The 26,896-nt window shown below is 70.4% G+C and carries 29 protein-coding genes; 9 read left to right on the top strand and 20 right to left on the bottom strand.

Annotation, left to right across the window (positions count from 1 at the left end; genetic code table 11):
- Window positions 1–3 precede the first annotated feature (3 nt).
- On the bottom strand, window positions 4–753 hold the full coding sequence (locus tag ACIA5G_RS37200) for an MIP/aquaporin family protein (protein ID WP_395931939.1): 750 nt from the start codon (window positions 751–753) through the stop codon (window positions 4–6).
- A 235-nt stretch (window positions 754–988) separates the two neighbouring features.
- Here ACIA5G_RS37200 and ACIA5G_RS37195 point away from each other — a divergent pair, with 235 nt between their 5' ends.
- Window positions 989–2,728 carry a glycerol-3-phosphate dehydrogenase/oxidase gene (locus tag ACIA5G_RS37195; RefSeq protein ID WP_395931937.1) on the top strand — a complete coding sequence of 580 codons (1,740 nt, stop codon included), beginning with the start codon at window positions 989–991 and terminating at the stop codon, window positions 2,726–2,728.
- Window positions 2,729–2,869: 141 nt separating this feature from the next.
- On the opposite strand, the gene ACIA5G_RS37190 is transcribed toward ACIA5G_RS37195, so the two are convergent.
- The 7 genes from ACIA5G_RS37190 to ACIA5G_RS37160 form a co-directional block, all read right to left on the bottom strand.
- Window positions 2,870–3,400, bottom strand: a complete 531-nt coding sequence (locus tag ACIA5G_RS37190) for a GNAT family N-acetyltransferase (RefSeq protein ID WP_395931935.1) — start codon at window positions 3,398–3,400, stop codon at window positions 2,870–2,872.
- 62 nt (window positions 3,401–3,462) lie between these two features.
- Window positions 3,463–4,494 (bottom strand): hypothetical protein, encoded by a 1,032-nt coding sequence (locus ACIA5G_RS37185; RefSeq protein ID WP_395931933.1) that lies wholly within the window; start codon window positions 4,492–4,494, stop codon window positions 3,463–3,465.
- Between the two features lie 77 nt (window positions 4,495–4,571).
- The gene (locus ACIA5G_RS37180; protein ID WP_395932282.1) at window positions 4,572–5,735 is read right to left on the bottom strand and encodes a sensor histidine kinase; all 1,164 of its coding nucleotides are present in this window, start codon (window positions 5,733–5,735) and stop codon (window positions 4,572–4,574) included.
- A gap of 21 nt (window positions 5,736–5,756) precedes the next feature.
- Window positions 5,757–6,146, bottom strand: coding sequence for a DUF1707 domain-containing protein (locus tag ACIA5G_RS37175; RefSeq protein ID WP_395931931.1), 390 nt, complete (start codon window positions 6,144–6,146; stop codon window positions 5,757–5,759).
- A gap of 7 nt (window positions 6,147–6,153) precedes the next feature.
- The gene (locus tag ACIA5G_RS37170) at window positions 6,154–6,693 is read right to left on the bottom strand and encodes a DUF1707 domain-containing protein (protein ID WP_395931929.1); all 540 of its coding nucleotides are present in this window, start codon (window positions 6,691–6,693) and stop codon (window positions 6,154–6,156) included.
- A 58-nt stretch (window positions 6,694–6,751) separates the two neighbouring features.
- The gene (locus tag ACIA5G_RS37165) at window positions 6,752–8,545 is read right to left on the bottom strand and encodes an acetyl/propionyl/methylcrotonyl-CoA carboxylase subunit alpha (protein ID WP_395931927.1); all 1,794 of its coding nucleotides are present in this window, start codon (window positions 8,543–8,545) and stop codon (window positions 6,752–6,754) included.
- A 106-nt stretch (window positions 8,546–8,651) separates the two neighbouring features.
- A complete protein-coding gene (locus ACIA5G_RS37160; RefSeq protein ID WP_395931925.1) occupies window positions 8,652–8,936 on the bottom strand; it encodes an SAV_915 family protein in 285 nt (94 codons plus the stop codon).
- Between the two features lie 114 nt (window positions 8,937–9,050).
- On the opposite strand from ACIA5G_RS37160, the gene ACIA5G_RS37155 reads away from it, so the two are divergent.
- Entirely contained in the window at window positions 9,051–9,770 is a 720-nt protein-coding gene (locus tag ACIA5G_RS37155) for a hypothetical protein (protein WP_395931923.1), read from the top strand.
- Between the two features lie 63 nt (window positions 9,771–9,833).
- Here ACIA5G_RS37155 and ACIA5G_RS37150 read toward each other — a convergent pair whose 3' ends face one another.
- Window positions 9,834–11,186: a dicarboxylate/amino acid:cation symporter gene (locus tag ACIA5G_RS37150; protein WP_395931921.1), complete on the bottom strand. Its 1,353-nt coding sequence runs from the start codon at window positions 11,184–11,186 to the stop codon at window positions 9,834–9,836.
- Window positions 11,187–11,285: 99 nt separating this feature from the next.
- A complete protein-coding gene (locus ACIA5G_RS37145) occupies window positions 11,286–11,915 on the bottom strand; it encodes a Maf family protein (protein WP_395931919.1) in 630 nt (209 codons plus the stop codon).
- Window positions 11,916–12,034: 119 nt separating this feature from the next.
- Between ACIA5G_RS37145 and ACIA5G_RS37140 the strand changes: the two genes are divergently transcribed.
- Window positions 12,035–13,891: a glycoside hydrolase family 3 protein gene (locus ACIA5G_RS37140; RefSeq protein ID WP_395931917.1), complete on the top strand. Its 1,857-nt coding sequence runs from the start codon at window positions 12,035–12,037 to the stop codon at window positions 13,889–13,891.
- 76 nt (window positions 13,892–13,967) lie between these two features.
- Here the strand turns inward: ACIA5G_RS37140 and ACIA5G_RS37135 are convergent, their stop codons facing one another.
- Together ACIA5G_RS37135 and ACIA5G_RS37130 are read right to left on the bottom strand one after the other, a co-directional pair.
- Window positions 13,968–15,584: a DHA2 family efflux MFS transporter permease subunit gene (locus ACIA5G_RS37135; RefSeq protein ID WP_395931915.1), complete on the bottom strand. Its 1,617-nt coding sequence runs from the start codon at window positions 15,582–15,584 to the stop codon at window positions 13,968–13,970.
- Complete coding sequence (locus ACIA5G_RS37130; RefSeq protein WP_395931913.1) at window positions 15,565–16,194, bottom strand: PadR family transcriptional regulator; 630 nt, start codon at window positions 16,192–16,194, stop codon at window positions 15,565–15,567. Before ACIA5G_RS37130 ends, ACIA5G_RS37135 begins: the two co-directional genes overlap by 20 nt.
- Window positions 16,195–16,519: 325 nt before the next feature.
- On the opposite strand from ACIA5G_RS37130, the gene ACIA5G_RS37125 reads away from it, so the two are divergent.
- From ACIA5G_RS37125 to ACIA5G_RS37110, 4 genes are all read left to right on the top strand, one after another.
- Complete coding sequence (locus ACIA5G_RS37125; protein WP_395931911.1) at window positions 16,520–17,113, top strand: nucleotidyltransferase domain-containing protein; 594 nt, start codon at window positions 16,520–16,522, stop codon at window positions 17,111–17,113.
- A gap of 10 nt (window positions 17,114–17,123) precedes the next feature.
- Window positions 17,124–17,486, top strand: a complete 363-nt coding sequence (locus ACIA5G_RS37120; protein ID WP_395931909.1) for a hypothetical protein — start codon at window positions 17,124–17,126, stop codon at window positions 17,484–17,486.
- A gap of 123 nt (window positions 17,487–17,609) precedes the next feature.
- The gene (locus ACIA5G_RS37115) at window positions 17,610–18,503 is read left to right on the top strand and encodes an LLM class flavin-dependent oxidoreductase (RefSeq protein WP_395931907.1); all 894 of its coding nucleotides are present in this window, start codon (window positions 17,610–17,612) and stop codon (window positions 18,501–18,503) included.
- A gap of 9 nt (window positions 18,504–18,512) precedes the next feature.
- Complete coding sequence (locus tag ACIA5G_RS37110; RefSeq protein ID WP_395931905.1) at window positions 18,513–18,971, top strand: MarR family winged helix-turn-helix transcriptional regulator; 459 nt, start codon at window positions 18,513–18,515, stop codon at window positions 18,969–18,971.
- 4 nt (window positions 18,972–18,975) lie between these two features.
- Here the strand turns inward: ACIA5G_RS37110 and ACIA5G_RS37105 are convergent, their stop codons facing one another.
- Window positions 18,976–19,197, bottom strand: a complete 222-nt coding sequence (locus ACIA5G_RS37105) for an acyl-CoA carboxylase subunit epsilon (RefSeq protein WP_395931903.1) — start codon at window positions 19,195–19,197, stop codon at window positions 18,976–18,978.
- Window positions 19,194–20,831 carry an acyl-CoA carboxylase subunit beta gene (locus tag ACIA5G_RS37100; protein WP_395931901.1) on the bottom strand — a complete coding sequence of 546 codons (1,638 nt, stop codon included), beginning with the start codon at window positions 20,829–20,831 and terminating at the stop codon, window positions 19,194–19,196. Before ACIA5G_RS37100 ends, ACIA5G_RS37105 begins: the two co-directional genes overlap by 4 nt.
- Window positions 20,832–20,886: 55 nt before the next feature.
- Here ACIA5G_RS37100 and ACIA5G_RS37095 point away from each other — a divergent pair, with 55 nt between their 5' ends.
- On the top strand, window positions 20,887–21,354 hold the full coding sequence (locus ACIA5G_RS37095; protein WP_395931899.1) for a hypothetical protein: 468 nt from the start codon (window positions 20,887–20,889) through the stop codon (window positions 21,352–21,354).
- A 1-nt stretch (window position 21,355) separates the two neighbouring features.
- Here the strand turns inward: ACIA5G_RS37095 and ACIA5G_RS37090 are convergent, their stop codons facing one another.
- Genes ACIA5G_RS37090 through ACIA5G_RS37070 form a run of 5 tightly spaced genes read right to left on the bottom strand, consistent with a single transcriptional unit; the run spans window position 21,356 to window position 25,650 of the window.
- Entirely contained in the window at window positions 21,356–22,564 is a 1,209-nt protein-coding gene (locus ACIA5G_RS37090) for an FAD-dependent monooxygenase (protein ID WP_395931897.1), read from the bottom strand.
- Between the two features lie 38 nt (window positions 22,565–22,602).
- Window positions 22,603–23,244: a response regulator gene (locus ACIA5G_RS37085; protein ID WP_395931895.1), complete on the bottom strand. Its 642-nt coding sequence runs from the start codon at window positions 23,242–23,244 to the stop codon at window positions 22,603–22,605.
- Complete coding sequence (locus ACIA5G_RS37080) at window positions 23,241–24,344, bottom strand: sensor histidine kinase (protein ID WP_395931893.1); 1,104 nt, start codon at window positions 24,342–24,344, stop codon at window positions 23,241–23,243. The genes ACIA5G_RS37085 and ACIA5G_RS37080 overlap by 4 nt, the downstream gene beginning before the upstream one ends.
- Window positions 24,345–24,379: 35 nt before the next feature.
- Window positions 24,380–25,177, bottom strand: coding sequence for an SRPBCC family protein (locus ACIA5G_RS37075; protein WP_395931891.1), 798 nt, complete (start codon window positions 25,175–25,177; stop codon window positions 24,380–24,382).
- A gap of 56 nt (window positions 25,178–25,233) precedes the next feature.
- Window positions 25,234–25,650, bottom strand: a complete 417-nt coding sequence (locus tag ACIA5G_RS37070; protein WP_395931889.1) for a MarR family winged helix-turn-helix transcriptional regulator — start codon at window positions 25,648–25,650, stop codon at window positions 25,234–25,236.
- Window positions 25,651–25,729: 79 nt separating this feature from the next.
- On the opposite strand from ACIA5G_RS37070, the gene ACIA5G_RS37065 reads away from it, so the two are divergent.
- Complete coding sequence (locus ACIA5G_RS37065; RefSeq protein WP_395931887.1) at window positions 25,730–26,290, top strand: flavodoxin family protein; 561 nt, start codon at window positions 25,730–25,732, stop codon at window positions 26,288–26,290.
- Here the strand turns inward: ACIA5G_RS37065 and ACIA5G_RS37060 are convergent.
- Window positions 26,287–26,859 carry a TetR/AcrR family transcriptional regulator gene (locus ACIA5G_RS37060; RefSeq protein ID WP_395931885.1) on the bottom strand — a complete coding sequence of 191 codons (573 nt, stop codon included), beginning with the start codon at window positions 26,857–26,859 and terminating at the stop codon, window positions 26,287–26,289. The two genes, ACIA5G_RS37065 and ACIA5G_RS37060, sit on opposite strands and share 4 nt — an antisense overlap.
- Window positions 26,860–26,896 lie beyond the last annotated feature (37 nt).

The raw sequence follows: 26,896 nt of genomic DNA, 5'->3' as shown, positions 1-26,896 counted from the left end.
CGATCAGGTGAGGTTGTGGACGGCGAGGTAGACGAGCGCGGCGAGGGCGCCACCGACGAGCGGGCCGACGACCGGGATCCACGAGTAGCCCCAGTTGGCGTTGGCCTTGTTCTTGATCGGCATCAGGAACGCGTACGCGATCCGGGGGCCGAGGTCACGCGCCGGGTTGATGGCGTACCCCGTCGGGCCACCGAGCGAGGTGCCGATCACGAGCACGACGAACGAGACACCCGCGTAGCCCAGTGCGGAGTTGCCGAAGTTCGGGGTGCCGGTGTCGCCGGCCGCGAAGGTCGGGCTGAGCAGGATCCAGACGACGAGCACGAACGTGCCGATGACCTCGGTGACGAGGTTCCACGCGGTGTTCGGGATCTGCGGCGCGGTGGAGAAGATGCCGAGCGTGTTCTCGGGCTCGGGGTGGTCGTCGAACTGGAGCTTGTAGGTCGCCCAGCACAGCATGGCGCCGATGATCGCGCCGGCCATCTGCCCGATGAAGTAGAAGGGGACGTCGGCCCACGGGGTCTTGTCGGCGATGGCGAGCCCGAGGGTCACCGCCGGGTTGAGGTGCGCGCCGCTGGGCGCGGCGATGCTGGCGCCGGTGAAGACGGCGAACGCCCAGCCGAAGTTGATGAAGAGGATGCCGCCGTTGTTCCCGTTGGTCTTGCGGAGCACGTGGTTCGCGACCACACCGTTGCCGAGCAGGATCAGCGCGGCCGTTCCCAGTAGTTCCCAGACGATTATTGCCCCAGCACTCACCGCTGCACCTCCACACTGGACACTCTGCGCAGGGTCGATCACGGCGTGCCACGGCACCGTTGCCGACCCACGTCCGGGCGACGTTACCGGGGCGTATAAGCGGATACCAAGCACCGGGTAGCCGAATCTTTTCAAGATCGCGGAGGGTTACGCCACAAGTGTCATCCGGGGACGGGCGGAGGATCACCAGGTCGTGCGATGCTGGAACCCTCGCCAGCCCGAGGAGGAGTGTCACGTGGCCAGTGCGCAGCACGCAGCGGAGACCAACCCGGCTCGACTGGGTCCGGCCAAGCGAGAACAGACCTGGCAGCGGCTGGGCAACGAGACGTTCGACGTCGTCATCATCGGCGGCGGCGTGGTCGGCGCGGGCACGGCGCTGGACGCCGCGACGCGCGGGCTGCGGGTCGCGCTCGTCGAAGCCCGCGACCTCGCTTCGGGGACGTCGAGCCGGTCGAGCAAGCTCTTCCACGGCGGCCTGCGGTACCTGGAGCAGCTCGAGTTCGGCCTGGTCCGGGAAGCGCTTCGCGAGCGTGAGCTGATGCTGACGACGATCGCACCCCATCTGGTGAAACCGGTCAGCTTTCTCTACCCGCTGACGCACCGCGTGTGGGAGCGGCCGTACACCGCGGCGGGCCTGCTGATGTACGACACGATGGGCGGCGCCCGCAGCGTCCCCGGCCAGAAGCACCTGACTCGCGCGGGCGCGCTCCGGATGGTGCCGGCGCTCAAGCGGTCGGCGCTGATCGGCGGGATCCGCTACTACGACGCGCAGTCCGACGACGCCCGCCACACGATGACGGTGGCGCGGACGGCCGCGCACTACGGCGCGGTCGTGCGGACGTCGACCCAGGTCGTCGGGTTCCTGCGCGAGGCGGACCGGGTCTCGGGTGTACGTGTGCGCGACGTCGAGGACGGGCGCGAAACGGAGATCTCGGCGGCCGCGGTGATCAACTGCACCGGCGTCTGGACCGACGAGCTGCAACGGCTGTCCGGCGGGCGCGGGCGGTTCCGCGTGCGGGCGAGCAAGGGTGTGCACATCGTCGTGCCGCGCGACCGGATCGTCTCGGAGTCGGGGATGATCCTGCGCACCGAGAAGTCGGTGCTGTTCGTGATCCCGTGGCGCAACCACTGGATCGTGGGGACGACGGACACCGACTGGGAGCTGGACCTGGCGCACCCGGCGGCGACGAAGCACGACATCGACTACATCCTCGAGCACGTCAACAGCGTCCTCGCGACACCGCTGACCCACGACGACATCGAAGGTGTGTACGCAGGCCTTCGCCCGTTGCTGGCGGGGGAGAGCGAAGAGACTTCGAAGCTTTCGCGCGAGCACGCGGTGGCGCGGGTGGCCCCGGGCCTGGTCGCGATCGCCGGCGGCAAGTACACGACGTACCGGGTGATGGCGGCGGACGCCGTCGACGCGGCGGCGGTCGACCTGCCCGGCAGGTCCCAGCCGTCGATCACGGACAAGGTCCCCCTGATCGGCGCGGACGGCTACCACGCACTGGTCAACCAGGCCGACCACCTGGCCGCCGAGCACGGCTTGCACCCCTATCGGGTGAGGCACCTGCTCGACCGCTACGGCTCCGTGGTCCACGAGGTCCTGGCCTCGGCCGACGGCCGCCCGGAGCTGCTGAAGCCGATCGAGCACGCACCGGATTACCTGGGCGTCGAGGTGGTGTACGCGGCTTCGCACGAAGGGGCCCTGCACCTGGAGGACGTCCTGGCCCGCCGGACGCGCATCTCGATCGAGTACGCCCACCGCGGCGTGGACTGCGCCGAGCAGGTGGCGGCGCTGGTCGGCGAGGTCCTCGGCTGGTCACCCGAAACGGTGAAGCGGGAGATCGAGGTCTACCGCGCCCGCGTCGAGTCGGAGCGAGAGTCCCAGTCCCAGCCGAGCGACGAAGCGGCGGACGCCCTGAGGTCGGCGGCGCCGGAGGCCCGCGCGGGGCTGGTGGAGCCGGTGAGCTGAGGGGTCGACCTGCGCCGGGTTGTCCACAGTCTCGTCGAGTTGTGGGCAACTAGGCGCGAAAGGTGCCTTCGGAGCGGGTTTCGTCCGGGGGCGCCGATAGACTGGCCTCGGGGCCGCCCCTGGGAGAGGCGGGGGATGTCTTCAGGAAGTCCGGTGCCAGCGGATCAGGCGCTCACCCGTCGGCGCCCGCTCCGCCTCCGGGCCGACCAGCGTGAACCCACACCGCTCCGCCACGATCGCCGACGCCGCGTTGCTCTCCTCGTACCGGTAACTCACCTCCGTGAGCCCCAGGCCGCCGAAGCCGAAACGCAGGGCCGCGCTCAGCGCCGTTGTTGCGATTCCCTTGCCTCGCTCGGCCGGGTGGACCCAGATCGTCGCCTCCGCGTACGCCGCGTCCAGGTTCAGCTCGCGCAAGCCCACTTCGCCCAGCAAACGACCTGATGTCGGCTCCGTTATCGCCCACGAGCAGCGCTCGTCGCCCGCCCACTGGGCTGCTCGGAGCGTCACGTACTCCGTTGCCTCGTCGAGCGTGCGCAGGCGGTAGTTCAGCACGTACTTGCGGTGCGTCGGGTCGGCGAACGCCTCCATCAGCAGCAGGCGGTCGTCGATGTGCCGGTCGGCGCGCAGCTGGCGCAGGTAGTAGGTGCCCGCGTTGATCTCCACCGGTTCCACTCCGCCCAGCCTAGCCAGGCCGGGAGCACGCCGCCCCCGGCCTGGCTTTCACGGCCTCGGCCTCACGGGGCCAGGCGCCAGATCACCGGCACGCCGCCCTCGTCGAGCGGGCCGTTCGACGCGGACCCCACGAACGTCCCGTCGTCGCTGACATGGAACGGCTGGTACGCCGCGTAGGTGCCCGGCTGCTTCAGCTCGCCGCCCGGGGAAGTGCTCCGCCACACGATCGGCTTGCCGCGGAACGAACCCGCGGCCGGCGGGGTCAGCCCGGCCGTCAGGCCGCCCACGTTCAGGTCGATGGCGTAGTCGCCGCCGGAGAGCGCCGTGGCCTTCTCCGGGGTTGACCACCGCACCGCCTGCGACGCATTGCCGTTCGACGCGAACCCCACGACGACGCCGTTGCGGATCGCCGAGCCGTGCGGGTTCGAGAAGCCGGGCAGGTCGGCCAGCGGCCGGCTCACGCCGTTCTTCCAGACGATGTCGCGCTCGAACCCGTTGAACAGGATCGCGCCGTCGTCGTCGATGTCGGTCACGCCGTCGGCGCCGGCCGGCAGCGGCACGAGGGTCGGCGCCGCGGCACCGGCGGGCCAGACCGCCACCGCGTTGTCCGCCGGATCGTCGGTGAAGACGCTGCCGACCGCGTCACCGCGCCGGTTGACCGCCTGCACCTGGAACTCCCGGTAGCCGGCCGGGTTGTCCCGGAGGTGGAAGCCGGTGGCGTCGAGCACGAACGACCGGTTGCTGCTGGTGTCGTAGTCGATCGAGTTGCCGTACACCCGCCCGGCACTGTCCTCCCCCTGGACCATCGCCCACTCGTAGCCCTCCGGCACGCCGCGGAGCACCGGCTTGCCGCCGCGCCAGCTCACCACCTGGAGCTTGTTGTCGACGATGAACGAGCCGGTGTACTCCCCGTGGCCGTCCGACGCGGTCAGAAAGCCGTGCCCGAGCGGGCTCGCTCCCGCCGGCAGCGGCAGCAGCGTCGGCTGCCAGGACAGCCGCACCCCCTGGGCCTGCGCCGCCGGAACCCCCAGCGCGGTGACGGCGATCGCCACCGTGGCGAGCACCCCCGCCCGCTTCAACACGTTGCTTCTCATCGTTTCTCCCTTTCCCCCGACCTGCATCGATCACCACGCCCGAAGGGGGTGGCCGGTTGCCCGGCAAAGGGAGCAATTCACGCGGCCTGGATCGCCGGCACCTGGACGCTGACCGCCGTGCCGTCGCCCGGGGTGCTCTCGATCGACAGCGTCCCCGCCACCCGCCGGACGCGCTGGCGCATCGCGTCGAGGCCGAACCCGGTGCCGTCACCGCGGTCGCCGGGGCGGAAGCCGATCCCGTCGTCGACGACGTCGAGCAGCACCAGTTCGTCCGAATAGGACAGGGTCACCACGATCCGCGAAGCGCGCGCGTGCTTCTCCGCGTTGGCGAGGGCCTCCTGGGCGACGCGGTAGAGCGTCACCTCCAGTTCCGGCAACAGGGGCCGGGCGTCGCCGGTCGTCTCCACGCTGACCGTGATCCCGGACGTCCCGGTGACCCGGCGCGCCAGTTCGGAAAGCGCTTCCGGCAGCTGGGCCGCGGTCAGCGGCTCCGGCCGCAGCGCCTGCACCGCGCGGCGGGCCTCGCCGAGGCTGTCGCGGGCCAGGGTGCGCACCTGCTCGAGCCGCCGGTCGCGGTCCGGGCCGTCCGCGGCTTCCAGCTGCGTGACGATCCCGGTCAGGCCCTGGGCCAGTGTGTCGTGGATTTCGCGCGCCATCCGCTGCCGCTCGTCGAGCACACCCGCTTCCCGCGCCTTGGCCACCAGCCGCGTGTGCAGGCCGGCGTTCTCCTCGAGCGCGGCTTCCAGCCGGACGTTCGCCTTGCGCCGCTTCTCGCTCTCCGCGCCGACGAACCACGCGGCGTACAGCAGCGGCCCGGCCACCGACACGACCAGCACCCACGTCGGGGTTTGCGAGTCCGAGCCGGAGGCCAGCATGGGCAGCACCGCGGTCGCGGTCACCGCGAAGAAGCCCCACCGCGCCGGGAACAGCACGAACGCCAGCGGGTAGCCGAACGACGCGAAGCCGGTGAACGTGTCGTCGCGCGCCACCAGCACGATCGCGGCCGCGAGGAAACCCGCGTAGTAACCGGCGGCCAGCCACGGGTGGGCCGCCCGGCGCGGGAACAGCGGGATCAGCAGTGGCAGCCACACCGCGGTGACCACGACGACGGCCAGGGTGGCGCCCCGGGGACCCGGCGCGAAGATCGTGCACGCGGCGAGCCCGGCCAGGCCGACGCCGGTGAAGATCGGCCCGGCCAGCCGTTCGCCTCGGGCGTCCAGCGCGCCCGGAACCACGCCCATCACGGGGTGATTCTCGCAGGCTCAGCGCCGACGGCGGGCCCCCGCGATCATCGCGACCACCAGGGGCAGCGCGACGGAGATGATCAGCAGCCGGCCGCGGGACAGGATGAGCACCACCACCGCGAGGACGATCGCGATCGGCACCGCGCTCGCGGTGAGCCAGCGCGACAGGGTGTTCTCGCCGGACATCACCGGCACCTGGGGCGCGGCGGCCCCGTTGAGCAGGGCGCTCGGCCGGGGCGAGGGCAGGTCTTCGAAGAGCGGGACGAGCTCGCTGACCCGCTTGGCCGCGGTCACCTTCGCGGTGCGCGACCCGTACTCGTCGATGTCGAGCCGCCCGGTGCGGACGTGCTCCTCGAGCACGTCCAGCGCGTCCTGGCGTTCGGCGTCGCTCAGCAGCATGTCGCCCACGGGAGGATCAGCGGCCCATCTCGCGGCGGTAGGAGTCGCGCAGCGCGCGCCGGCGCTCCCGGTCGCGCAGGTGCCGCTCGTGCCGGTCGTGGTGGTGCTGGTCGTGGTTCCAGCCGTGGCCCCACATCGCCTTGCCGAAGAACGCGAGCCCGATCGGGACGAAGATGATCCCCCAGCCCACGACGCCGGTGACGATCAACGCGATCGCGGCGATGACGGTCAACGGCATGAAAGCGGCGATGAACCGCTGGGGCGGCGACCAGTTTTCGGGTGACCCTGAGCGCCGCGGCACCGGCTCGGCCTGCCGGTCGGGCTCGGGAGCCGTGACGGCCTGCGGGAAGTCGTCGTACCGGGGGTGGGGCGCCGGCAGGTCCGCGAAGATCTCGCCGAGCTCACCACGTGTCTTCGCCGCGGTGATCCGGGCCGAGCGCTCGCCGTACTCGTCGATGTCGATCCGCCCCGCGCTCATGTGCTCACCGAGCGCGGTCAGTGCGGACTCGCGGTTCTGGTCGCTGATCCGCAGCTGCGGAGACGGGACTTCGGTCACGTAGTCGATGGTAGGCCGCCTCGGGGGCGGCCCACCACGACATCTGTAACGAACTGTCCTACTTGATCTCGAGAAGCTGCGTGCCCTGCGTCACGGCGGCGCCCACCTCGACCGAAAGGCCGGTCACGGTGCCCGCCTTGTGCGCGGTGACCGGGTTCTCCATCTTCATCGCTTCGAGGACGACGATCAGCTCACCCGCCTCGACCGACTGGCCCTCTTCGACGGCCACCTTCACGATGGTGCCCTGCATCGGCGCGGTGACGGCGTCCCCGCTCACCGCGGCCTTGCCACCACCGGCGCGCTTGCGCGGCTTCGCCTTGACGGCGGTGCCGCCGCCCCCGCCGCCTTCGAGCGCGAACCCGCCGGGCAGCGACACCTCGAGGCGGCGCCCGCCGACCTCGACGACGACGTTGTGGCGCGGCTCCTCTTCGGCAGCCTCGACGTCCGGCGCGACGAACGGCTCGATCTGGTTGTCGAACTCCGTCTCGATCCAGCGCGTGTGCACGCTGAAGCCGTTCTCGTCGCCGATGAACGCGGGGTCGTCGACGATCACGCGGTCGAACGGCAGCACCGTCGCCATGCCCTCGACGACCATCTCGGCCAGCGCGCGGCGGCTGCGCTCCAGGGCGTTGTTCCGGTCCGAACCGGTGACGATCAGCTTCGCCAGCATCGAGTCGAACTGGCCGCCGATGACGCTGCCGGACTCGACACCGGAGTCGACGCGGACACCCGGCCCGCTCGGCGCGACGAACTTCGTCACCGTGCCCGGCGCGGGCAGGAAGCCGCGGCCGGCGTCCTCACCGTTGATGCGGAACTCGATCGAGTGGCCGCGCGGCTCGGGGTCCTCGGTGATCCGCAGCTTCTCGCCGCGCGCGATGCGGAACATCTCGCGGACGAGGTCGAGGCCGGTGGTCTCCTCCGAGACCGGGTGCTCGACCTGCAGGCGCGTGTTGACCTCGAGGAACGAGATCGTGCCGTCGGTGGCGACGAGGTACTCGACCGTGCCGGCGCCGTAGTAGCCGGCTTCCTTGCAGATCGCCTTCGCCGACTCGTGGATGCGCTTGCGCTGCTCGTCGGACAGGAACGGCGCAGGCGCCTCCTCGACGAGCTTCTGGTGGCGGCGCTGCAGCGAGCAGTCGCGGGTGCCGACGACGATCGCGGTGCCGTGCTGGTCGGCCAGCACCTGCGCCTCGACGTGCCGCGGCTTGTCCAGGTAGCGCTCGACGAAGCACTCGCCGCGGCCGAACGCCGCGACGGCCTCGCGTGTGGCCGACTCGAACAGCTCCGGGATCTCTTCGCGGGTGCGCGCGACCTTGAGGCCACGGCCACCGCCGCCGAACGCGGCCTTGATGGCCACCGGCAGGCCGTGCTCGTCGGCGAACGCGACGATCTCGCTCGCGTCCTTGACCGGCTCCTTGGTGCCCGGCACCAGCGGTGCGCCCGCGCGCATCGCGATGTGGCGGGCGGTGACCTTGTCCCCGAGGTCGCGGATGGCCTGCGGGCTCGGCCCGATCCAGGTCAGCCCGGCGTCGATGACGGCCTGGGCGAACTCCGCGTTCTCGGAGAGGAAGCCGTAACCCGGGTGCACCGAGTCGGCGCCCGAGTGCTTGGCGGCGTCGAGGAGCTTGTCGACGTTCAGATAGCTCTCGGCGGCCGTGGTGCCGCCGAGGGCGAAGGCTTCGTCGGCCAGGCGCACGTGTGGTGCGTCGCGGTCCGGGTCGGCGTACACCGCGACGCTGCTCAACCCCGCGTCTTTGGCGGCTCTGATCACGCGCACCGCGATCTCGCCCCGGTTGGCGACCAGGATCTTCGTCACCGGGCCACCCGTGGATTCGCCGACCTGCTCGGCCACCCCGCACCTCCTGCGTCCGACAGCTGCATTGCTGACCGCCCACGCGGCATTGCAGAAGTCTACGGATAGGACGTCGCGCGTCTCTGGAGTGAGAGGTGAACCACGCTCAGACGAGCGTCGAACCGTGCCGCAGCTCGGCCGGCAGCGGCGAGTCGAGCACGATCACGTCGTACGGGTTCGCGGCGTGGACCTTCGGCAGGTGCTCGGTGTTGACCAGGACCCACGGCTGGTGCTCACCGCAGCAGTCGATCAGCCGGTCGAGCGCGGTGAACGCGACCAGCGCGGTGCGGCCGTCCGGGGTGCGGCGCAGCTCGATCGACGCGCCCTCGGTCTCGGCGCTGGCCGGGCCGGTCGGCAGGTACAGGGCGGGGGGAAGGTTCGGGTTCGTCACCCGGACAACATAGACGGACACTCTCCGCTAGATGTGACCCCGTCGGGTTGAACCGGCCACACGCTGACGGGGCGCTGCCCACACACGGTCGCGAAGCGGCTTACGCTCTGTCTTATGCGGACTTCGGCAGCGCGGACGCCCCGGTCGGCGCTGCTCACCGCGGTGCTGGCGGTGGTGGTGACCGTCGGCGCGATCGGCGCGGTGTTCGTGCTGCGGCCGCGGCCGGTGGCGCCCTCCGGCGCGGCGGAGCCCGCGGCCGGGCCGGTGGCACCCGCCGTGACCTGCGGTGGCGGGCCGTGCCGCGAACTCGCGGCGATGACGGTCGGCGGAACGCCGGTTGTGTTGCTGACCGACGCGGCGGGCGGCGCGGCACGGCTGCGGGTCGGGCCGGAGCCGGGCACCGAGTTCGAGCTGGCGATCGCGCAGCTGGGCGTGCGGCTGGACCAGAACTCGCTGCGCTGCATCGACGGCGCCGCGCCGACGTGCCTGGTCCGCGGCGACGTCGGCGACGAAGGCTCGGCGGCGTACGGCGAGCTGCTGGTCGCCGGCGGGGGAGTGTGGCGTGACTCGGGCAAGCCGTACTACGCGGACGCGGGGACGCTGTCGCTCTACGACGTCACGGCCGACGGCCGCCCGGACGTGATCGTGGTCCGCCACGACTGCGCGGACGCGGCGTCAGGTACCCCGAAGTGCGAGGCGGCGCCGGTGCTGGGCGAGGTCTACGACCTGACGGGCAAGTCGGTCGGCTGCACCCGCCGAGTGACGTCGCCCTCGGACCTGCGCGGCTGGCCGGACATCCGGCTGACCCGCGCCGACCTCCGCGCCTGCCCCTGACCAGCCGTGGATGTCACATTGAGGGACTCAGAGTCCCTCAATGTGACATTCACGGACTTGCGGTCAGGCGGGGGCGGGCTCGGTGTGGCGGGCCGCCGCGCCGTCGTCGCTGTGTTCCGGGTTGTCGGTCGGCGCGTTGAGGACCTCGTCGTCGAGGAGGCCTTCGGCGCGGGCCACGATCACCGGCACGGCGATCTGGCCGGCCACGTTCGTCGCCGTGCGCATCATGTCCATGATCGGGTTGACCGAGTAGATCAGCGCCAGGCCGAGTGCGACCTGCTTGGCGTCGAGGCCGATGAACGACGTCGTCAGCGTGAAGGCCGTCAGCCAGCCGGTGGTGCCGGCCGTCGCCAGCGCGCCGACCACCGCGACCACGACGATGCCGACGTACTGCCAGAAGTTCAGCGAGACCCCGGCCAGGTTGGCGACGAAGATCGCCGCGATCGCCGGGAACACCGCCGCGCAGCCGTCCATCTTCGTCGCGCTGCCGAGCGGGGTCGCGAAGGCCGCGTACGCCGGCTGGACGCCGAGGTTGACCGCGGACTGGCGGGTCAGCGGCAGCGTCGCGGCCGAGGACTGCGAAGCGAACGCGAACTGGATCGCCGTGCCGGCCTTCGCGAAGAACTTCAGCGGGCTGACCTTCGCCACGAACTGCAGCAGGATCGGGTAGACGACGAACAGCACGAGCAGGCAGCCGACGTACACCGCGAGCGTGGTGGAGAACAGCGGCCGGAACAGCGCGTCGCCGTAGTTGGCGACCGCCGCGCCGATCAGGCCGATGATGCCGATCGGGGCCAGCCGGACGATCCAGCCGAGGTAGCGCTGGATGATCTCGAACACGCTCGTCGTGAAGTCCACGAACGGCTTGGCCTTGTCACCGAGGCTGTACGCCGCCGCGCCGATCACGAGGGCGAGGAAGAGCACCTGCAGCGTCTCGCCGTCGGCGAACGCCTTGACGAAGTTCTCCGGGAGCAACCCCTGCACGAAGGCGCTCCACGAGCCCCAGCTGTCGACGCTCTTCGCGGCCTTGTCGGCGTTCTTCGCGGTGGCCTCGACGCCGGCGAGGCCGCCGGTGCCGGGGTTGAAGATCCGGCCGACCGCGATGCCGATCAGCGACGCGATGAACGACGTGATCGCGAACCACAGCACCGTCTTGCCGCCCAGGCGCGCGGCCGTCCGGCCGCCGCCGAGCTTCCGCAGGCTGTTGATGCCGACCACGATCGCCGTGAAGACCAGCGGGATCACCGCGATCTGCAGCAGCGTGGTGAAGATGGTGCCGATCTGGTCGAGGAGATCGGTCAGCCAGCCGGTCCCGGTCTGCCGCGCGACGATGCCCAGCAGGGCGCCGACGACGAGAGAGCCGAGAACCGCGGCCGCGAACACCCGCGGCTTGGTGTATGTCCGTACAAAAGACACGGGGCGACTCCGGTGCTCGAAATTTTCCTGTATTGCCTCGTCAAAGAACGTTAGGCAAGCGAGGACTCTTCCGGATCACCCGTTCGTGTGGCGCCTTTCTCAGGATGCGGGAGGCCGCCAGAGATCCACGACACTCACGCCGACCTCGGCCAGCAGCCGGCGCGTCAGCGGGAGGCTGAGGCCGATGACACTGGTGTGGTCGCCGTTGAGGCCTTCGACGAACCAGCCGCCCAAGCCGTCGATCGTGAACCCGCCGGCGACGTGCAGCGGCTCGCCGCTGGCGACGTAGGCGTCGACCTCCGCGGCGCTCGGCGTGCCGAACCGGACGGCCGTCGACATCGAGCCGGACGCCTCCTTGGCCCGCGTCCCGCCGTCGAGCCGGACGACCGTGTGGCCGGTGAAGAGTTCACCGGATGACCCCGCCATCGCGGCCCAGCGCTGCCGGGCGGTGTCCGGATCGGCCGGTTTGCCGACCATCGTGCCGCCGATGTTCAGCATCGAGTCGCAGGCGACGACGACGGCGTCCGGGTGCGCGGCGGCGACCTGGTCGAGGACCGCTTCGGCCTTGGCCGCGGCGAGCGCCATGACCAGTTCGGCCGGGGCCGGGTCGGTCAGCGAATCGGCGACGGCGTCTTCGTCGACGCCGGAGACGAACACGGCCGGATCGAGGCCCGCCGAACGCAGGAGGGCGAGCCGGGCGGGGGACTGGGAGGCGAGGACGAACTGCACACCGGGAAGGTACCCGGACGCTCGTCGTGACCGAATTGTGACCGGCGTCACTCGACAGGAGAGCTATTTTGTTGTGGCTCGCAACATATGGATCGATTGATCGTTTTCGGGGAGAACCGATGCTGCTCCTCCGCACGAACAGATCACTGCGCGCGACCCCTGCCCTGCTCGCCGGCTTGTTGCTGGCGGGCACCGCCCTCGTCCCCGCGGCGTCCGCTTCGGCGCTCCCGCTGTACAAGAATCCCCGCGCACCGGTGTCCTCGCGCGTTCAGGACCTGATGGCGCGGATGACCCTCGACGACAAGATCGGGCAGATGACCGAGGCCGAGCGCCAGGCCGCGACGCCCGCGCAGGCCGCGTCCGCCCGGCTGGGCTCCATCCTCTCCGGCGGCGGCTCCACGCCGACGCCGAACACCCCGGCCGGGTGGGCGGACATGGTCGACGCCTACCAGCGGGCCGCGACGTCGACCGGGCTCGGCATCCCGATCGTCTACGGCGCCGACACCGTGCACGGCCACAACAACGTCTACGGCGCGACGGTCTTCCCGCACAACATCGGCCTGGGCGCGGCGAACGACCCGCGGCTGGTCGAGAAGATCGGCGCGGTGACCGCTTCCGAAGCGGCCGCCACCGGCGTCAAGTGGGGCTTCGCGCCGTGCCTGTGCGTCGCCCGCGACGACCGCTGGGGCCGCACCTACGAGTCCTTCGGCGAGGTCCCCCGCAACGCCGTCGCGAACTCCGTGGTCATCGAAGGAATGCAGGGCCGCTCGCTCGACGACCGGACGTCGATCATGGCCACGGCCAAGCACTACATCGGCGACGGCGGCACCACCGGCGGGGTCGACCAGGGCAACACCCAGATCAGCCTGGACGAGCTGCGCCGCGTGCACCTGCCGCCGTTCCGCGCCGCGGTCGACGAGGGTGTCGGCTCGGTGATGATCAGCTTCAACAGCTGGAACGGCGTCAAGGACCACGGGAACAAGTTCCTGATCACCGACCTGCTGAAGGGCGAGCTGCACTTCTCCGGTTACGTCATCTCGGACTGGGACGGCATCAACCAGATCGACGGCCAGCCGGGGTTCACCGCGGCCGAGGTCAGCCAGGCCGTCAACGCCGGGATCGACATGGTCATGGTCCCCTACGACTACCAGCAGTTCATCACCACGCTGCGCGCGGAAGTCCAAAATGGACACGTGCCGATGTCGCGCATCAACGACGCCAACCGCCGGATCCTGACCAAGAAGTTCCAGCTGGGCCTGTTCGAGCACCCGTACACCGACCGCTCGCTCCAGCGGGACTTCGGCAGCGCGGCGCACCGGGCGGTGGCGCGGCAGGCGGTGCGCGAGTCGCAGGTGCTGCTGAAGAACGCCCACGGCGTGCTGCCGCTCGCGAAGCGGGACAACAAGATCTTCGTCGCCGGCAAGAACGCCGACGACATGGGCAACCAGGCGGGTGGCTGGACGCTGACCTGGCAGGGCCAGAGCGGCGCGCGGGTCATCCCCGGCTCGACGATCCTCGACGGCATCAAGGCTGGTGCCGGGAAGGGCACGGAGGTGACCTATGACCGTACGGGTGACGGAATCGACTCCAGCTTCGAGGTCGCAGTCGCCGTGGTGGGCGAAACGCCGTACGCCGAAGGGCAGGGAGACCGGCCGAACGGACTCGGCCTCGACGCCGAAGACCTCGCCCTCCTCGGCAAGCTGAAGGCTTCGGGCGTGCCGACGGTCGTGGTGACGGTCTCCGGCCGGCCGCTCGACATCACCGGGCTGCTGCCGTCGATCGACGGCCTGGTGGCGGCTTGGCTGCCGGGTTCGGAGGGCGCCGGCGTCGCGGACGTGCTGTACGGCGACTACAACCCGACCGGCCGGTTGAGCTTCACCTGGCCCCGGAGCTCTTCGCAGGAGCCGATCAACGTGGGTGACGGGAAGCAGGGGCTGTTCCCGTACGGGTACGGCCTGTCCTACCGGCGGCACTAGACCACCGCTCCCGCGGTCCGTGCGGGCCTCCGCTCCGGTACCCGACACCCGGAGTGGCGGCCCGCACGGTTTGGCGTCAGGCCTTGGCGGCTTCGGGCTCGGCCGGCGCCGGAGTGGCCCAGCGCGGCTTGACCTGCCGCAGCATGGCCGCCGAAAGCAGGCCCAGCAACAGCACCACCATCGGCAGCAGCATCGTCACGCGGGCCGCGTCCGTGAGTCCACTGTGGACCGCGTCGGAGGCCAGCTTCCCGGCCTGGGCCGCGATCTCGGCCGGCAGGCCCGGCATCGGCGACGGGCCGCCCGCCGACCCGAACTCGCCCGTGCTCGCCGCCGCCTGGGCGATGCCCTCGGTGAACGGCGCCCGGTACTGCTCCGGCAGCTGCGAAGCCGCCTTCGCCGCTTCGTCGGCAATCGAGGAACTCACCTGCGCCTGCAGCAGCACGCCGATCGCGGCGCTGCCGAGCACACCGCCGACCTGGCGCGAAGTGTTGAAGATGCCCGACGCCGTCCCGGCCAGCCGCGGCTCGACCGAGCCCATCGTCATGTTGCTCATCGGCGAGAAGATGCAGCCGATGCCGAGCCCGCACATCAGCAGCGCCGGGATGAAGCTCCACGGGCTGCTCGTCGGCGACGCCTGCAGCGCGATCACCCCGAGCCCGGCCGCGAGCGCGGCGAGGCCGAACATCACCAGGTACTTGCCGTTCACCTTGTCCGACGCGCGCCCGACGAACGGCGCCACGATCCCGGACAGCAGCGACATCGGCGCGGTCAGCAGGCCGGCCATGGTCGGGGTCAGCCCGAGCACCGACTGGATGTAGATCACCAGCGGCAGGAACATGCCGGTCATCGCGAAGCCGACCGTGGTCGCGGTGAGCGTCCCCGCGGAGAAGTTCCGGTTCGAGAACACCTGCAGCGGCAGCAGCGGCTCACGCTTGTTGAACCGTTGCCACACCAGGAAAGCTGCCAGCAGCACCACGCCGGCGCCGATGATCTCGAACACGGTGATCCCGCCCCAGACCGTGCCCCAGTCGTACTGCTGGCCGTTCTGGACGCCGAACACGATGCAGAGCAGCGCCAGGCTCGAGAGCAGGATGCCCAGCAGGTCGAACGAGTGCGAGTGCTTCGGCTGCCAGTCCGGCACGAGCATCAGCGTCGCCACGATGGCGATCACGCCGATCGGCACGTTGACGTAGAAGATCCACTCCCAGCCGAGGTGGTCCACCAGCACCCCGCCGAGCAGCGGGCCGGCGATCGTCGCCAGCCCGGCGACACCGCCCCACATGCCCATCGCCGGGCCGCGCTTGGCCGGCGGGAAGAGGTGCGTGATGAACGCCAGCGTCTGCGGTGTCATCAGCGCGGCGCCGAGCCCCTGCACGGCCCGCGCGGCGATCAGCATCTCGACGTTGCCGGACAGGCCGCACCACAGCGACGCGCCGGTGAACACGACCAGCCCGGCGAGGAACACCCGCTTGGGGCCGAAGCGGTCCCCAAGGCGACTGGTGAACAGCATCGGCACGGCGTAGGTCAGCAGGTAGACGCTGATCACCCAGACGACCGAGTTCAGTCCGGCGTTCAGCTCGCGGAGCATGGTGGGGATCGCGATCGACACGATGGTCGTGTCGAGCAGGATCATGAAGAAGCCGAGGCACAGCGCGCCCAGCGCGGCCCACGGGTTAGCTTGTCTTGCGTTCATCGTCGTCTTCCCTGGTGATGAGGCTCAGGTAGCGTTGGTGGTGGTGGTCCTGGAATGGGATCCGCCCGGAGCGCAGGTCGTCGAGGAGCCGTTCGGTCCACTCGAGCTCGAACTTCCGGTGGTCGCACTGGTAGCGCCAGTCGAGCCAGTAGATCTCCGGCGTCCGGTCCCCGGTGAGGTGGTCGAGGACGGCCTGGTCGGCGGCCACGCCGGCGCGCAGCCGCGTGACGCGGTGCTCGAGCTCGAGCAGTGACGCCTCCTTGCCCAGCTCGTCGATGACGGCGAGTCCGGACAGGAACGCGGGGAACTCCTTGACGAGGTCGCCCAGCAGTTCGCGGCCGCGCTGGCTGAACTCGTCCAGCCCGGCCTGGGTCATGCCGTAGACGGTCCGCTCGGGCCGCCTGCCGTCGCGCTGCGTGTCGACCACCTCGATCAAACCGTTGCGCTGCAGGCGTTCCACGGTGTGGTAGAGCGATCCCGCCTTCACGTTGACCCGGGTGTCGACGTACCGCTCACGCATGAGCTGGGCCATCTCGTACGGGTGCATGGGTTTCTCGTGGAGCAGCTCCAGCACGGCGATGCCGAGCGGGGTGAGCTTGGCCGAGGCCATGGTCGTTGGTCCCTCCGGATGACTCCAGGTCGTTTATTCCACGTGGACTATACGGCGCTGACTATGCGGCCGTCCATGTCTGGTTCTGTGACCGTGCGTACACGGCGCGCAGGCTTCCATGATCCGTCCGGCGGGGACTCTGTGGCTTCTCTCGGAAGGGCGAAGTCGTGGCGGTGACACGGGAGAGGGAGCGTGAAACTGATTTCTTCTCCCTTGATGATCCCGTACTATAGTACGGGTACCAGTACTATAGTGCGGGATTGAGAGGTGTGTGATGGAGCTGAGCCGGCCGCTGGCCACGGTTACCCCGACTCTGGACGGCGACGTGCTCGCCGCCCTGGCCGGCTACGAGAGCGCGTTCACGACCGGTCAGCTGCACCGGGTGCTGGACCGGCATTCGGAAGAGGGGATCAGGAAGGTTCTGCGGCGGCTGGCCGGGCAGGGCATCGTGCACGCGGAACGGGTCGGTAATGCGTTCGCCTATCGGCTCAACCGTGACCACCTCGCCGCGGAGCACGTCATCGGACTGGCGGGCTTGCGCGGGAAGCTGGTTCAGCGGATCGAGTCCGCGCTCGAGTCCTGGAAACCCCGGCCGAAGTACGGCGCGGTGTTCGGTTCTGCCGCTCGGGGCTCCATGACCGCCGGGAGTGACATCGACCTGCTTCTGGTCCGGCCCGACGACGCCGATGAAGATCGCTGGGGTCTTCAGGTCGACGCTTTGGCTGCCGATGTTTCCCGGTGGACCGGCAATGACGCCCGGATCCTCGAGTTCACCGTGACTGAAGTCTTGACCCGTGGCCGGGACGAGCCGGTGCTGAGCGACGTCCTGCGCGACGGGCTCACCGTGGCGGGTCGTCATTCCTGGCTGGGCGGGCAGATCCGGAAGAGGAAGAGCCGAAGTGCGGACGAAGAGTTGTAGCCCCGAGGTCATGCGGGGGCGCCTGGCGAAGGCGGAGCAGTTCTGGGAAGTTGCCCGGGATCTGCTTTTCGATCGAGAGCTCGGTAAGCATGCTGACGCGTACGTGACGCTTTGTGTGCACGCCGGTATCGCGGCGGCCGATGCTCTTTGCTGCGCCGGGCTCGGCGAGCATGCGCAGGGCGAGAGTCACAACGACGCCGTCGAACTCCTGGCGAAGGTTGACAAGGATGCGGGTCGTGCGCTGAGTGCCCTCCTCAAGATGAAGACGAAAGCTGGTTACACGCACACCTCTCCCACCGTGGAGGAAGCCAAACGAGCCGGTCGGAGCGCCGAAACGTTGGTGCTGCGTGCTCGGCAGCGGGTTCCGGGCTAGCTCGGTACTCCGCGAACGGTGCGGAAACCCTGCCGGCGGCGGCGGGCATGCCAACCCAGATCAGTTCGTGTCAAGAACTATGTATAGTCAGTTCGTAGAGCGAACTAAAAACTGGGAGGAATCATGGTGCACTTCGGGATCGGGGTGTCGACCGCCGTCGCGGCGACCGAAGAGACCCTGCGGCTCGCCGTCCAGGTCGACCGGGCGGGGCTGGACCTCGTCACGGTCTCCGACCACCCGTACTACGCCGATCGGCTCGACGCGTACGCCGAGATCGGCGTCTTGCTCGGGCGTACCGAACGCGTGTCCGGCCTGGTCAGCGTGACCAACCTGCCCACACGGCACGCGCCGATGCTCGCGCGCACCGTCACGTCGCTGTCCGCGCTGACCGGCGGGCGGATCGTGCTCGGCATGGGGGTCGGCGGGCTCTGGGACGACATCGCGCGGCTCGGCGTCACCAAGCTCACGCCGGGTCAAGCCGTCCGCGCCTTCGAGGAAGGCATCCGGCTGGTGAAGCTGCTCGGCGGTGGTGGTGAGCCGGTGACTTTTGACGGCGAGTTCTACCAGGTCACGGATTTGACGCCGGCAACGGAAAAGACGCCGCCGGTGTGGACCGGCTCGGTCGGGCCGAAGTCGCTCGCCGTCACCGGGCGGGTGGCCGACGGGTGGATGCCCGGGCACGCCGCCGACTGGCTCAGCGAGCGCTACCGCACGTCCCGGCCGGTGATCGACGAAGCCGCGGCCGGCGCCGGACGGGATCCCGGTGAGATCGCGACCGTGTACAACTTCCCCGGGCGGATCACCGCCGAGCCGCTGAAGAAGACCCGCGCCGACGACGGACGCTGGATCGGCGGCTCGCCGGACCAGTGGATCGAGGAGCTGACCGGCGCGGTGCTCGACCACGGCGCCGCCGGGTTTGTGCTCTTCGGGCCCGGCGGCAGCACGCCCGACGAGGTCGCCGCCGCGCGGTGGGCCGAGGAGATCGCGCCCGCCGTGCGGAAAGCCGTGGCGAAGTAGGCTGGTGCGATGGGGAAACGCGGGGAGGACCTCGGTGTGGTGGCCGGGCTGGTGCGGGCGTCGTTCCTGGTGAACGCCGTCTACGCCGAGTCGGCTCGCGAATACGGGCTCACCGTGCAGCAGGGCCAGCTGCTGTGCGTGCTGATGGCCCAGCCGTACGGCATGGGCGAGCTCGGCGCGACGCTCGGCCTGGAGAAGTCCAGCCTCACCGGGCTCGTCGACCGCGCCGTCCGGCGTGCGCTCGTGCGCCGCGAACCCGACCCGGACGACCGCCGCGCGGTGCACGTCGTGTTGACGACCGAAGGCCGCGAACTGGCCGAAGACTTCTACGCGGCGACGTGCCGCCGTGTCGACCAACTGGCGGACGGCCTGGCCGGCCCCGACCGGGACCGGCTGGCCGCGCTGCTGGGCCGGGTCGTCCGCGAGAACGAGGTCCCGACCGTGTTCCTCGACGCCTTGCCGCGCTGAGCGGTCAGATGCCGGGGAGACCCGAAGCGCGCCAAGCGCCGTCGCCGTGGTGAAGCGGCTTACGCAGCGAAGCAGCGTGATCGCCCCACCACGACGTACGCGGCTTCGGCTTCTGTGCGGGCGAAGCGGCCGACGCTGCGGCGACAACCGCCGTCAGCGCCGCCAGTTCGGCGTCGCTCGGGTTTCCGCGGACCACCCTCAGCAGGGGCCGGCTCTCCTCGCTCACAGCGGGATGTTCCCGTGCTTCTTGGGCGGCAGCGACTCACGCTTGTTGCGCAGCAGCGACAGCGCCCGCGCGACGTGCCCGCGGGTGTGCGCCGGCACGATCACCGAGTCGACATATCCCCGCTCGGCCGCCGCGTACGGGTTGAGCAGCGTGTCTTCGTACTCCTGGATCAGCTCGGCGCGCAGCTGATCGACATCGCGACCCTCGTTGGCCGCGTTCGCCAGCGTCTTGCGGTGGACGATGTTCGCCGCGCCCTGGGCGCCCATCACCGCGACCTGCGCGGTCGGCCAGGCGAGGTTGATGTCGGCGCCGAGGTGCTTCGACCCCATGACGTCGTACGCGCCGCCGTAGGCCTTGCGCGTGATGATCGTGACCAGCGGGACCGTCGCCTCCGCGTAGGCGTAGATCAGCTTCGCGCCGCGGCGGATGATGCCGTTCCACTCCTGCTCGGTGCCCGGGAGGAAACCCGGGACGTCGACGAAGGTCAGCACCGGGATGTTGAACGCGTCGCAGGTGCGCACGAACCGCGCGGCCTTCTCGGACGCGTCGATGTCGAGGCAGCCGGCGAACTGCGTCGGCTGGTTGGCGACGACGCCGACGCTCTGGCCGTCGACGCGGCCGAAGCCGACGATGATGTTCGGCGCGAACAGCTCGTGGACCTCGAGGAAGTCACCGTCGTCGACCACGCGGTTGATGACCTCGTGCATGTCGTACGGGGTGTTCGGCGAGTCCGGGATGATCGTGTCGAGCTCGCGGTCGGCGTCGGTGACGTTGTCGAAGAACCCGGGTGCGTCGTCCGGCGGTTCGAAGACCGGCGCGTCCGACAGGTTGTTCTGCGGCAGGTAGGAGAGGAGTTCCTTGACGTAGGCGATCGCGTCTTCGTCGTCGGAGCCGAGGTAGTGCGCGACGCCGGACTTCGTGTTGTGGGTGCGGCCGCCGCCGAGCTCCTCGAAGGTGACGTCCTCGCCGGTGACCGTCTTGACGACGTCCGGGCCGGTGATGAACATCTGCGACGTCTCGTCGACCATCACCACGAAGTCGGTCAGCGCGGGGGAGTAGACGTGCCCGCCCGCGTTCGCGCCCATGATCAGCGAGATCTGCGGGATCACGCCGGACGCCTTGACGTTGCGGTTGAAGATCTCGCCGTACAGGCCGAGCGAGACGACACCCTCCTGGATGCGCGCGCCGCCGCCTTCGTTGATGCCGATGATCGGCCGGCCGGTCTTGATCGCCAGGTCCATCACCTTGACGATCTTCTCGCCGTACACCTCGCCGAGCGCGCCGCCGAACACCGTCACGTCCTGGCTGAACACGCACACCGGGCGGCCGTCGATGCTGCCGTAACCGGTGACGACGCCGTCGCCGTAGGGGCGGTTCTTCTCGAGCCCGAAGTTGGTCGAGCGGTGCCGGGCCAGCTCGTCGAGCTCGACGAACGAGTTCTCGTCCAGCAGCAGCTCGATCCGCTCACGCGCGGTCTTCTTGCCCTTGGCGTGCTGCTTCTCCACCGCACGGGCCGAGCCCGCGTGCACCGCCTCGTCGTACCGGCGATACAGGTCGGCCAGCTTGCCGGCCGTGGTGTGGATGTCCGGTTCATCCTCGGGCGGCGTCCCGAGCGGCTCCGTCGCACTGCTCATGCCACGGGAGCTTAGCTACTTGCCGGTCACTTCGCGTGTGGCGTAGGCAACGTCCATGGAGATCCGGACGCTGAGCGCTGCCGACCTGCCCGCCTGCTCCGAACTGGCCGCGACCGCCGTCCTGGTGTCCTTCGGATCGGTGTCGTCGATCTCGATGGTGCTGGTGGAGAGCCGGTTCGAGCGGCACGGCGTGGACCGGCGCCCGCTGCTGGAACGGCTGGGGACGGCCTACGCCGTCGACGGTGGTTTCGCGTTCGGGACCGACATCGGGCACGTGACGGTGCTCGGCCCGGTCGTCGCCGACACGGAAGCGCAGGCGCGGGCTCTGATCCGCGGGGCGGCGCGGTCGGCGTCCGGCGAAGTGCGGGTGGATCCGGACTTCCGCTTCCCGGAGCTGACGGCGTGGGTGCGGGAACGCGGCCTGGTCCCGACGGCCCCGGCGCCGCGGCTGGTCCTGGCCGGCCGGCCACTGCCCGGGGATCCGGCGAAGCGGTTCGCCCCGTTCACCCGGGCGGTGGGCTGAGTCACCCGGCGGCGGCCGGGATCGGGTACTCCGGCAGCGTGATCGCTTCGGCCGGCGGGGTCATGAACTTGCCCGCCAGGCCCGAGACCCCGCCGAGCAGCGGCGACGCGGCCACGCGCACCGCCGTCCGGAACGCGGCGAGCTGCAGGCGGCTGCGAGGGTGGGCGATCTGGGGAGCCCCTGGCGGGAGCTGCTGCGCCTTCGTGACCAGGGGACGCAGCACCTGCTCGTACCGGGCGAAGGCGTCGCGCGGGTCGTCGTGGCCGGCGAGTTCTCCCGCCAGGACGTAGGCGCCGGCCAGCGCCAAGGTGGTGCCCATGCCGCTGACCGGGGACGCGCAGTGGGCGGCGTCACCGAGCAGCGCGACCCGGCCGCGGCTCCACGTGCCGAGCTTCGCCTGCCCGATGTCCTCGAAGTACAGGGAGCCGTTGGCCAGCTCGCCGAGCACCCGCGGGGCCGCCCAGCCGACGTCGGCGAAGGTCGCCCGAAGGATCGCCACGACGTCGTCGTGGCCGAGCCGGTCCAGGCCGCGCACGTCGGAGATGAAGCTCAACGACGCCTGGGTGGTGCCGAGGTTGTCCGGGCGCAGGGAGAGCGTCCGCCCCCGGCCGCAGGCCAGCACGCGCCAGCGGTCGGTGTCGTCGTCGCTGCGCGGGATCGCGAGGAAAGCGTTGTAGAGGCCCAGTTCGTGGATGTGCGCGTCGGGCATGATCAGGGCACGGGTACGTGAGCGGAGGCCTTCGGCGATGACCACCGCGTCGAAGCGGCGACGGGCCCCGCGCCGGAACTCGACGTCGACGCCGGAGCCGTTGTCGTCCAGGGCGGTGATCTGGTCGCCGAAGACGTACTCGGCGTCGGTCGCGGAGTGCTCGTACAGGATCTTGGCGAACTGACCGCGCAGGATCTCCAGTTCGGCGGTGCCGCCGGAGGTGTCGTCGGTCCCGCCCGCGAAGCCGGCGATCGTGCGGCCGTGCTCGTCGACGAACTCCGTGCCGGTCTCCCCGGTGTGGGCGGCGCGGACGGCGTCCTCCAGGCCCATCCGGCGGATCACCTGGCGCCCGACCCCGCGGACGTCGATGTTCTGGCCCTGCTCGCGCACGTGGTCGAACCGCTCGACCACGGTCACGTCCCAGCCCGCTTTCGCGAGCCACGAAGCCAAGGTCGGACCGGCGATACTGGCACCGGAGATCAGGATGCTGCGACGACTCAAGGTATGCCTCCTTGAACCCACCGTAGCCGTCCGGAGCCTCAGCCGGGCCGGACCAGCCCCGACTCGTACGCGGCGATCACCAGCTGCGCCCGGTCGCGCGCCGCGAGCTTGTGCAGCAGCCGGCCGATGTGCGTCTTCACCGTCGCGATGCCCAGGTGCAGGCGCGCCGCGATCTCGTCGTTCGAGAGCCCGCGTGCGATCAGCGCCAGCACCTCCTGCTCGCGCGCCGTCACCGCGTCCAACCGGGTCACCGGGCCGGTCGGGAGGCGCGCGAACTCCGCCACCAGCCGTCGTGTCACCGAGGGCGCCAGCAGCGCGTCGCCGCTCGCGATGACCTCGATCGCGGCCAGCAGGTCCGCCGGGCGGGTGTCCTTCAGCAGGAAGCCGCTCGCGCCGGCGCGCAGGGCCGCGTAGACGTACTCGTCGAGGTCGAACGTGGTGAGCATCAGCACGCGGACGTCGGTCTCGGCGCAGATCCGCCGGGTCGCCTCGATGCCGTCCATTTCCGGCATCCGGACGTCCATGAGCACGACGTCCGGCTGCTCGCGCCGGGTCAGCGCGACCGCTTCGACACCGTCGGACGCTTCGCCGACCACGGTCAGCCCGGGCGCGCTGTCCACCAGCACGCGGAAACTGCCGCGCAGCAACGCCTGGTCGTCGGCGATCAGGACGCGGGTCATCGGACCACCGCCGTTTCGTAGGGGAGACGCGCGAAGACGCGGAAGCCGCTTTCGGCGGGAGCCGCGCTGAACTCGCCGTCGTAGACCGCGACCCGTTCGCGCATCCCGATCAGGCCGTGTCCGGGCACGGCTTCGCCGCCGCGGCCGTCGTCGAGCACTTCGATGCGCACCTCGCCTTCGGCGCCGGTGACGTGGATCCGGCACGTGTTCGCGCCCGCATGTTTGACCACATTGGTCAGTGCCTCCTGCACGATCCGGTACACGGACTGGCCAACCCCGCTCGGCAGCTCGTCGAGGCCGTCGACAACGAGGTCGACGGCCGGGCCCGCCAGTTGCGCACGTTCGGCGAGCGTGCGCAGGTCGTCGAGTGTCGGGGCGGGCGCCAGGGCCGGGACGCCGGTGCCGTCGCGCAGCACACCCAGCATCCGCCGCAGCTCGGCGAGGGTCTCGCGGCTGGTGTCTTCGATGACACGCAGCGCTTCCCGTGCTTCCGCCGGCTGCTCGAGGGCGACGTGGTTGCCGACCGCCGCCTTGACCGCGATCAGGCTCATGCTGTGCGCGACGACATCGTGCATCTCGCGGGCGATGCGCAGCCGTTCGGCCGAAACCGCTTGGCGGGCATGGTTTTCCCGCTCGATCACGGCGTACTCGCGGCGGGTGCGGACGGTGATGCCGAGCACGAACCCGACCACCAGCGCGGACACGCTGAAGTTCACCGTCATCGACGCGCTCGGGTTCGCCACCGAGAAGGCCAGCGCACCCAGCTCGGCCATGCCCGCCGCGAGACCGATCTGGCCGACCCGGGGCTTGCGCCGGACGACGACGAGGTAGAGCGCGCATCCCGCACCGACCACGGCGACCCCGAAGACCGGCCCGCCGATCGGGACGGCGGCCGCGGCCAGCACCAGGCTGAGCACGTAGGAGCCCAGCGGCCACCACCGCCGGAGCACGATCGGGACGACGCTCGTCAGCAGGATCGTCCAGCCGAGCCAGGCGGGCAGCCACGGCGGCAGTGTCCACGCGCCCGCGGCGAGGTTGCCGCCCGCACCGATCCCCAGCACGAGGGCGGCCAGCACGTCCAGCGCCACGCGAATTCGCATGCGCCGAACGTAATGCGAACTTCCGCGCCCGCGCGTCAACCCTGGGTCGGACGCTCCGCGTAGTGCTTCTTCACGGCCTCGACGCGGTCGGGTGTCCAGTCCGGCAGGTCGACGCCGTGGGTTGCCGCGAACAGCTTGTCGAGCTGCTCGTGCCGCCGGGCGAGCTGGGCGGGGACGTCGGCTTCGGGCGGCTCGGTGAACTCGACGCGGGTGCCGTCGAGCGGATCCTGCAGCACGTGCCAGCCGGGTCCGCCGGGCAGGAGCGCCTCGACCTCGTCGACGGGCTTCCAGACCAGGTCCCGGCGGAAGCGGATCGTGCCGTCCGCGAGGACTTCGCCGTCGTCGAGGCCGAATTCCTCCACATAGGACGCCATCGCGTCGTGCCACTGCGCCGGCTGCTGGAAGTCCTGCCCGCCCAGGCAGGCGCCGAGGGCGTCGAGGCAGACGTCCCAGCCGGTGGCGTTGCGGCCCGCCGCGAGCTTCGCGATCGCCGGGTCGCCGCGGCCGAAGGTGTGCGTGAACTCCAGGAGGCAACCGTCGCCGTCCGGGGAAATGAGCCAGCGCAGGGTGTCGTCGTTCCAGACGAAGGTGAACTCGCGCGGCGGGTCGACGGTGACGACCCGCCCGGTCGTCGTGGTGTCCTCGCCGGGGAAGGTGAACCGGATGGCGCCGCCGGCGCGCAGGTCGGCGTCCACCCGCGCGGGGAACCAGTGCGCGAGCTCGGCCGGGTCGGTGATGGCGTGCCAGACCTTTTCGGGCGCGTGCTTCAGGCGGCGTTCCAGCCTGAGCACGGGGCGTTCGTCGACGGTCTGCAGCTTCGCGCGTCCGGACACGGCGTCCTCCCGTTAGGTTGCCTGTGCCCGTATATAACCACCGTGGAATATTCGGGTCAAGCGCCGCGGACGGCGGCGACCGCTGCGGTCAGCTCGGGATCCCCCGCGGCCTTGTCGAGCGCGGTCCGCAGCACCGAGCAGTACGTCGGCTCGGTCTCGGCGTAGCGCTTGCGGCCGGCGTCGGTGATCACCGAGTAGACGCCGCGGCGGTCGTCTTCGCACAGGTCGCGGATGGTCAGGCCGGCGTCTTCGAGGCGGGCGCACATCCGGCTGACCGAGCTCTGGTTGAGCCCGATCGCCTCGGCGAGCTCCTGCATCCGCAGGCCACCGCGCGGGCCCGCGACCAGCTTGCCGAGCGCGCGGTACTCGGACAGGCCCAATCCGTGGCGGCGGTGCAGCGCCTTGCCGAGCTCCTGCTCGATGCGGGCGTGCAGGACGAGAACGCGTCCCCACGCCTGTTCGTCGACGGTCATCTCCGACCTCCTCTTGACATCAGGATAGCTGCAGGGACACTCTTTATATGTACATGCAAGTAACTGAGGGGACTCTCGGATGACACGCAACTTCCTCTTCCTGGTCGGCGCGGCGCGGGCCGGCGGGAACACGGAGATGCTGGCCCGGCGGGCGGCGAAGGAGCTGCCGAAGGACGCGGAACAGCGGTGGCTCCGGCTGCCCGAGCTGCCGCTCCCGCCGTTCGAAGACCGCCGCCACGGCGCCGGTTCGCACCCGGCGCCGGGGGAGAACGAACAGCTGCTGATGGACGCGACGTTCGCCGCGACGGACATCGTGATCGTGTCGCCGGTGTACTGGTACTCGGTCTCGGCGAGCGTGAAGCTGTACCTGGACTACTGGTCCGGCTGGATGCGCCTGCCGGTCGAGTTCAAGCCGAAGATGCGCGGCAAGACGCTGTGGGGCGTGAGTGTCCTGAGTGAGACGGCGCGCGAGGCCCAGCCACTGATCGGCACCTTGGAGCTGTGCGCGGAGTATCTGGGTATGAATTGGGGCGGCGTGCTCCTGGGCAACGGCAGCCGCCCCGGCGACGTGCTGCTGGACGACAACGCGATGTCGGCGGCGCAGACGTTCTTCACCGGCGCCGACCTGGTCACCGCCTAGGTCAGGACGTCCGTCGCGATCAGGCGCAGGCCGCGGACCAGGTCGGCGCCCGACGGCGCGTGGTCCGGGTCGACGAGCCACTGGAGCATCACGCCCGAAAGCAGGGCCTGGTGCACGGTGCCGGCGGCCCGGGCCTCGGCGCTGCCGTCGTCGAGGCTCTGGAAGAGGTTCGCCAGCCCGAAGCGGGCCAGCTCGAGGGCGTTCGCCAGCTGGGCGCGGACCTTCTCGTCGAGATCCGGCTGCGAGTAAGCCTCGAAAGTCATCGCCCACATTCGCCGGTGCCGGCCGAACGACTCGATCACGCGTTGCCAGATCAGCTCGAAGCGCTCGGCCGGCGACGCGTCCGCGGGTGTCTCGACCTGCAGGACCTCGGCGAGCGTTTCGCCCCATTCCTCGTTCGCCTCGATCAGTGCGGCGTTGAGCAGCGCCTCCCGCGAGCCGAAGTGGTAGCCGATCGCCGCCATGCTGACGTCCGCCGCCGAGGCCAGGTCCCGCACCGTCGTGCGGGCGTAGCCCTTCTCGTTCAAACAGCGCTTCGCGCCCGCCAGCAGTGCTTCCTTGTTGCCCATGTCGGAAGCCTAGCACGATCGTCTTAGGCGAACGCCT

Origin of the sequence: Amycolatopsis sp. NPDC051758 (assembly GCF_044453095.1) — a bacterium.
Classification (GTDB): Bacteria; Actinomycetota; Actinomycetes; order Mycobacteriales; family Pseudonocardiaceae; genus Amycolatopsis.
The sequence above is the reverse complement of the archived record's forward strand: the minus strand, read 5'-3'. Positions and strand labels throughout refer to the sequence as shown.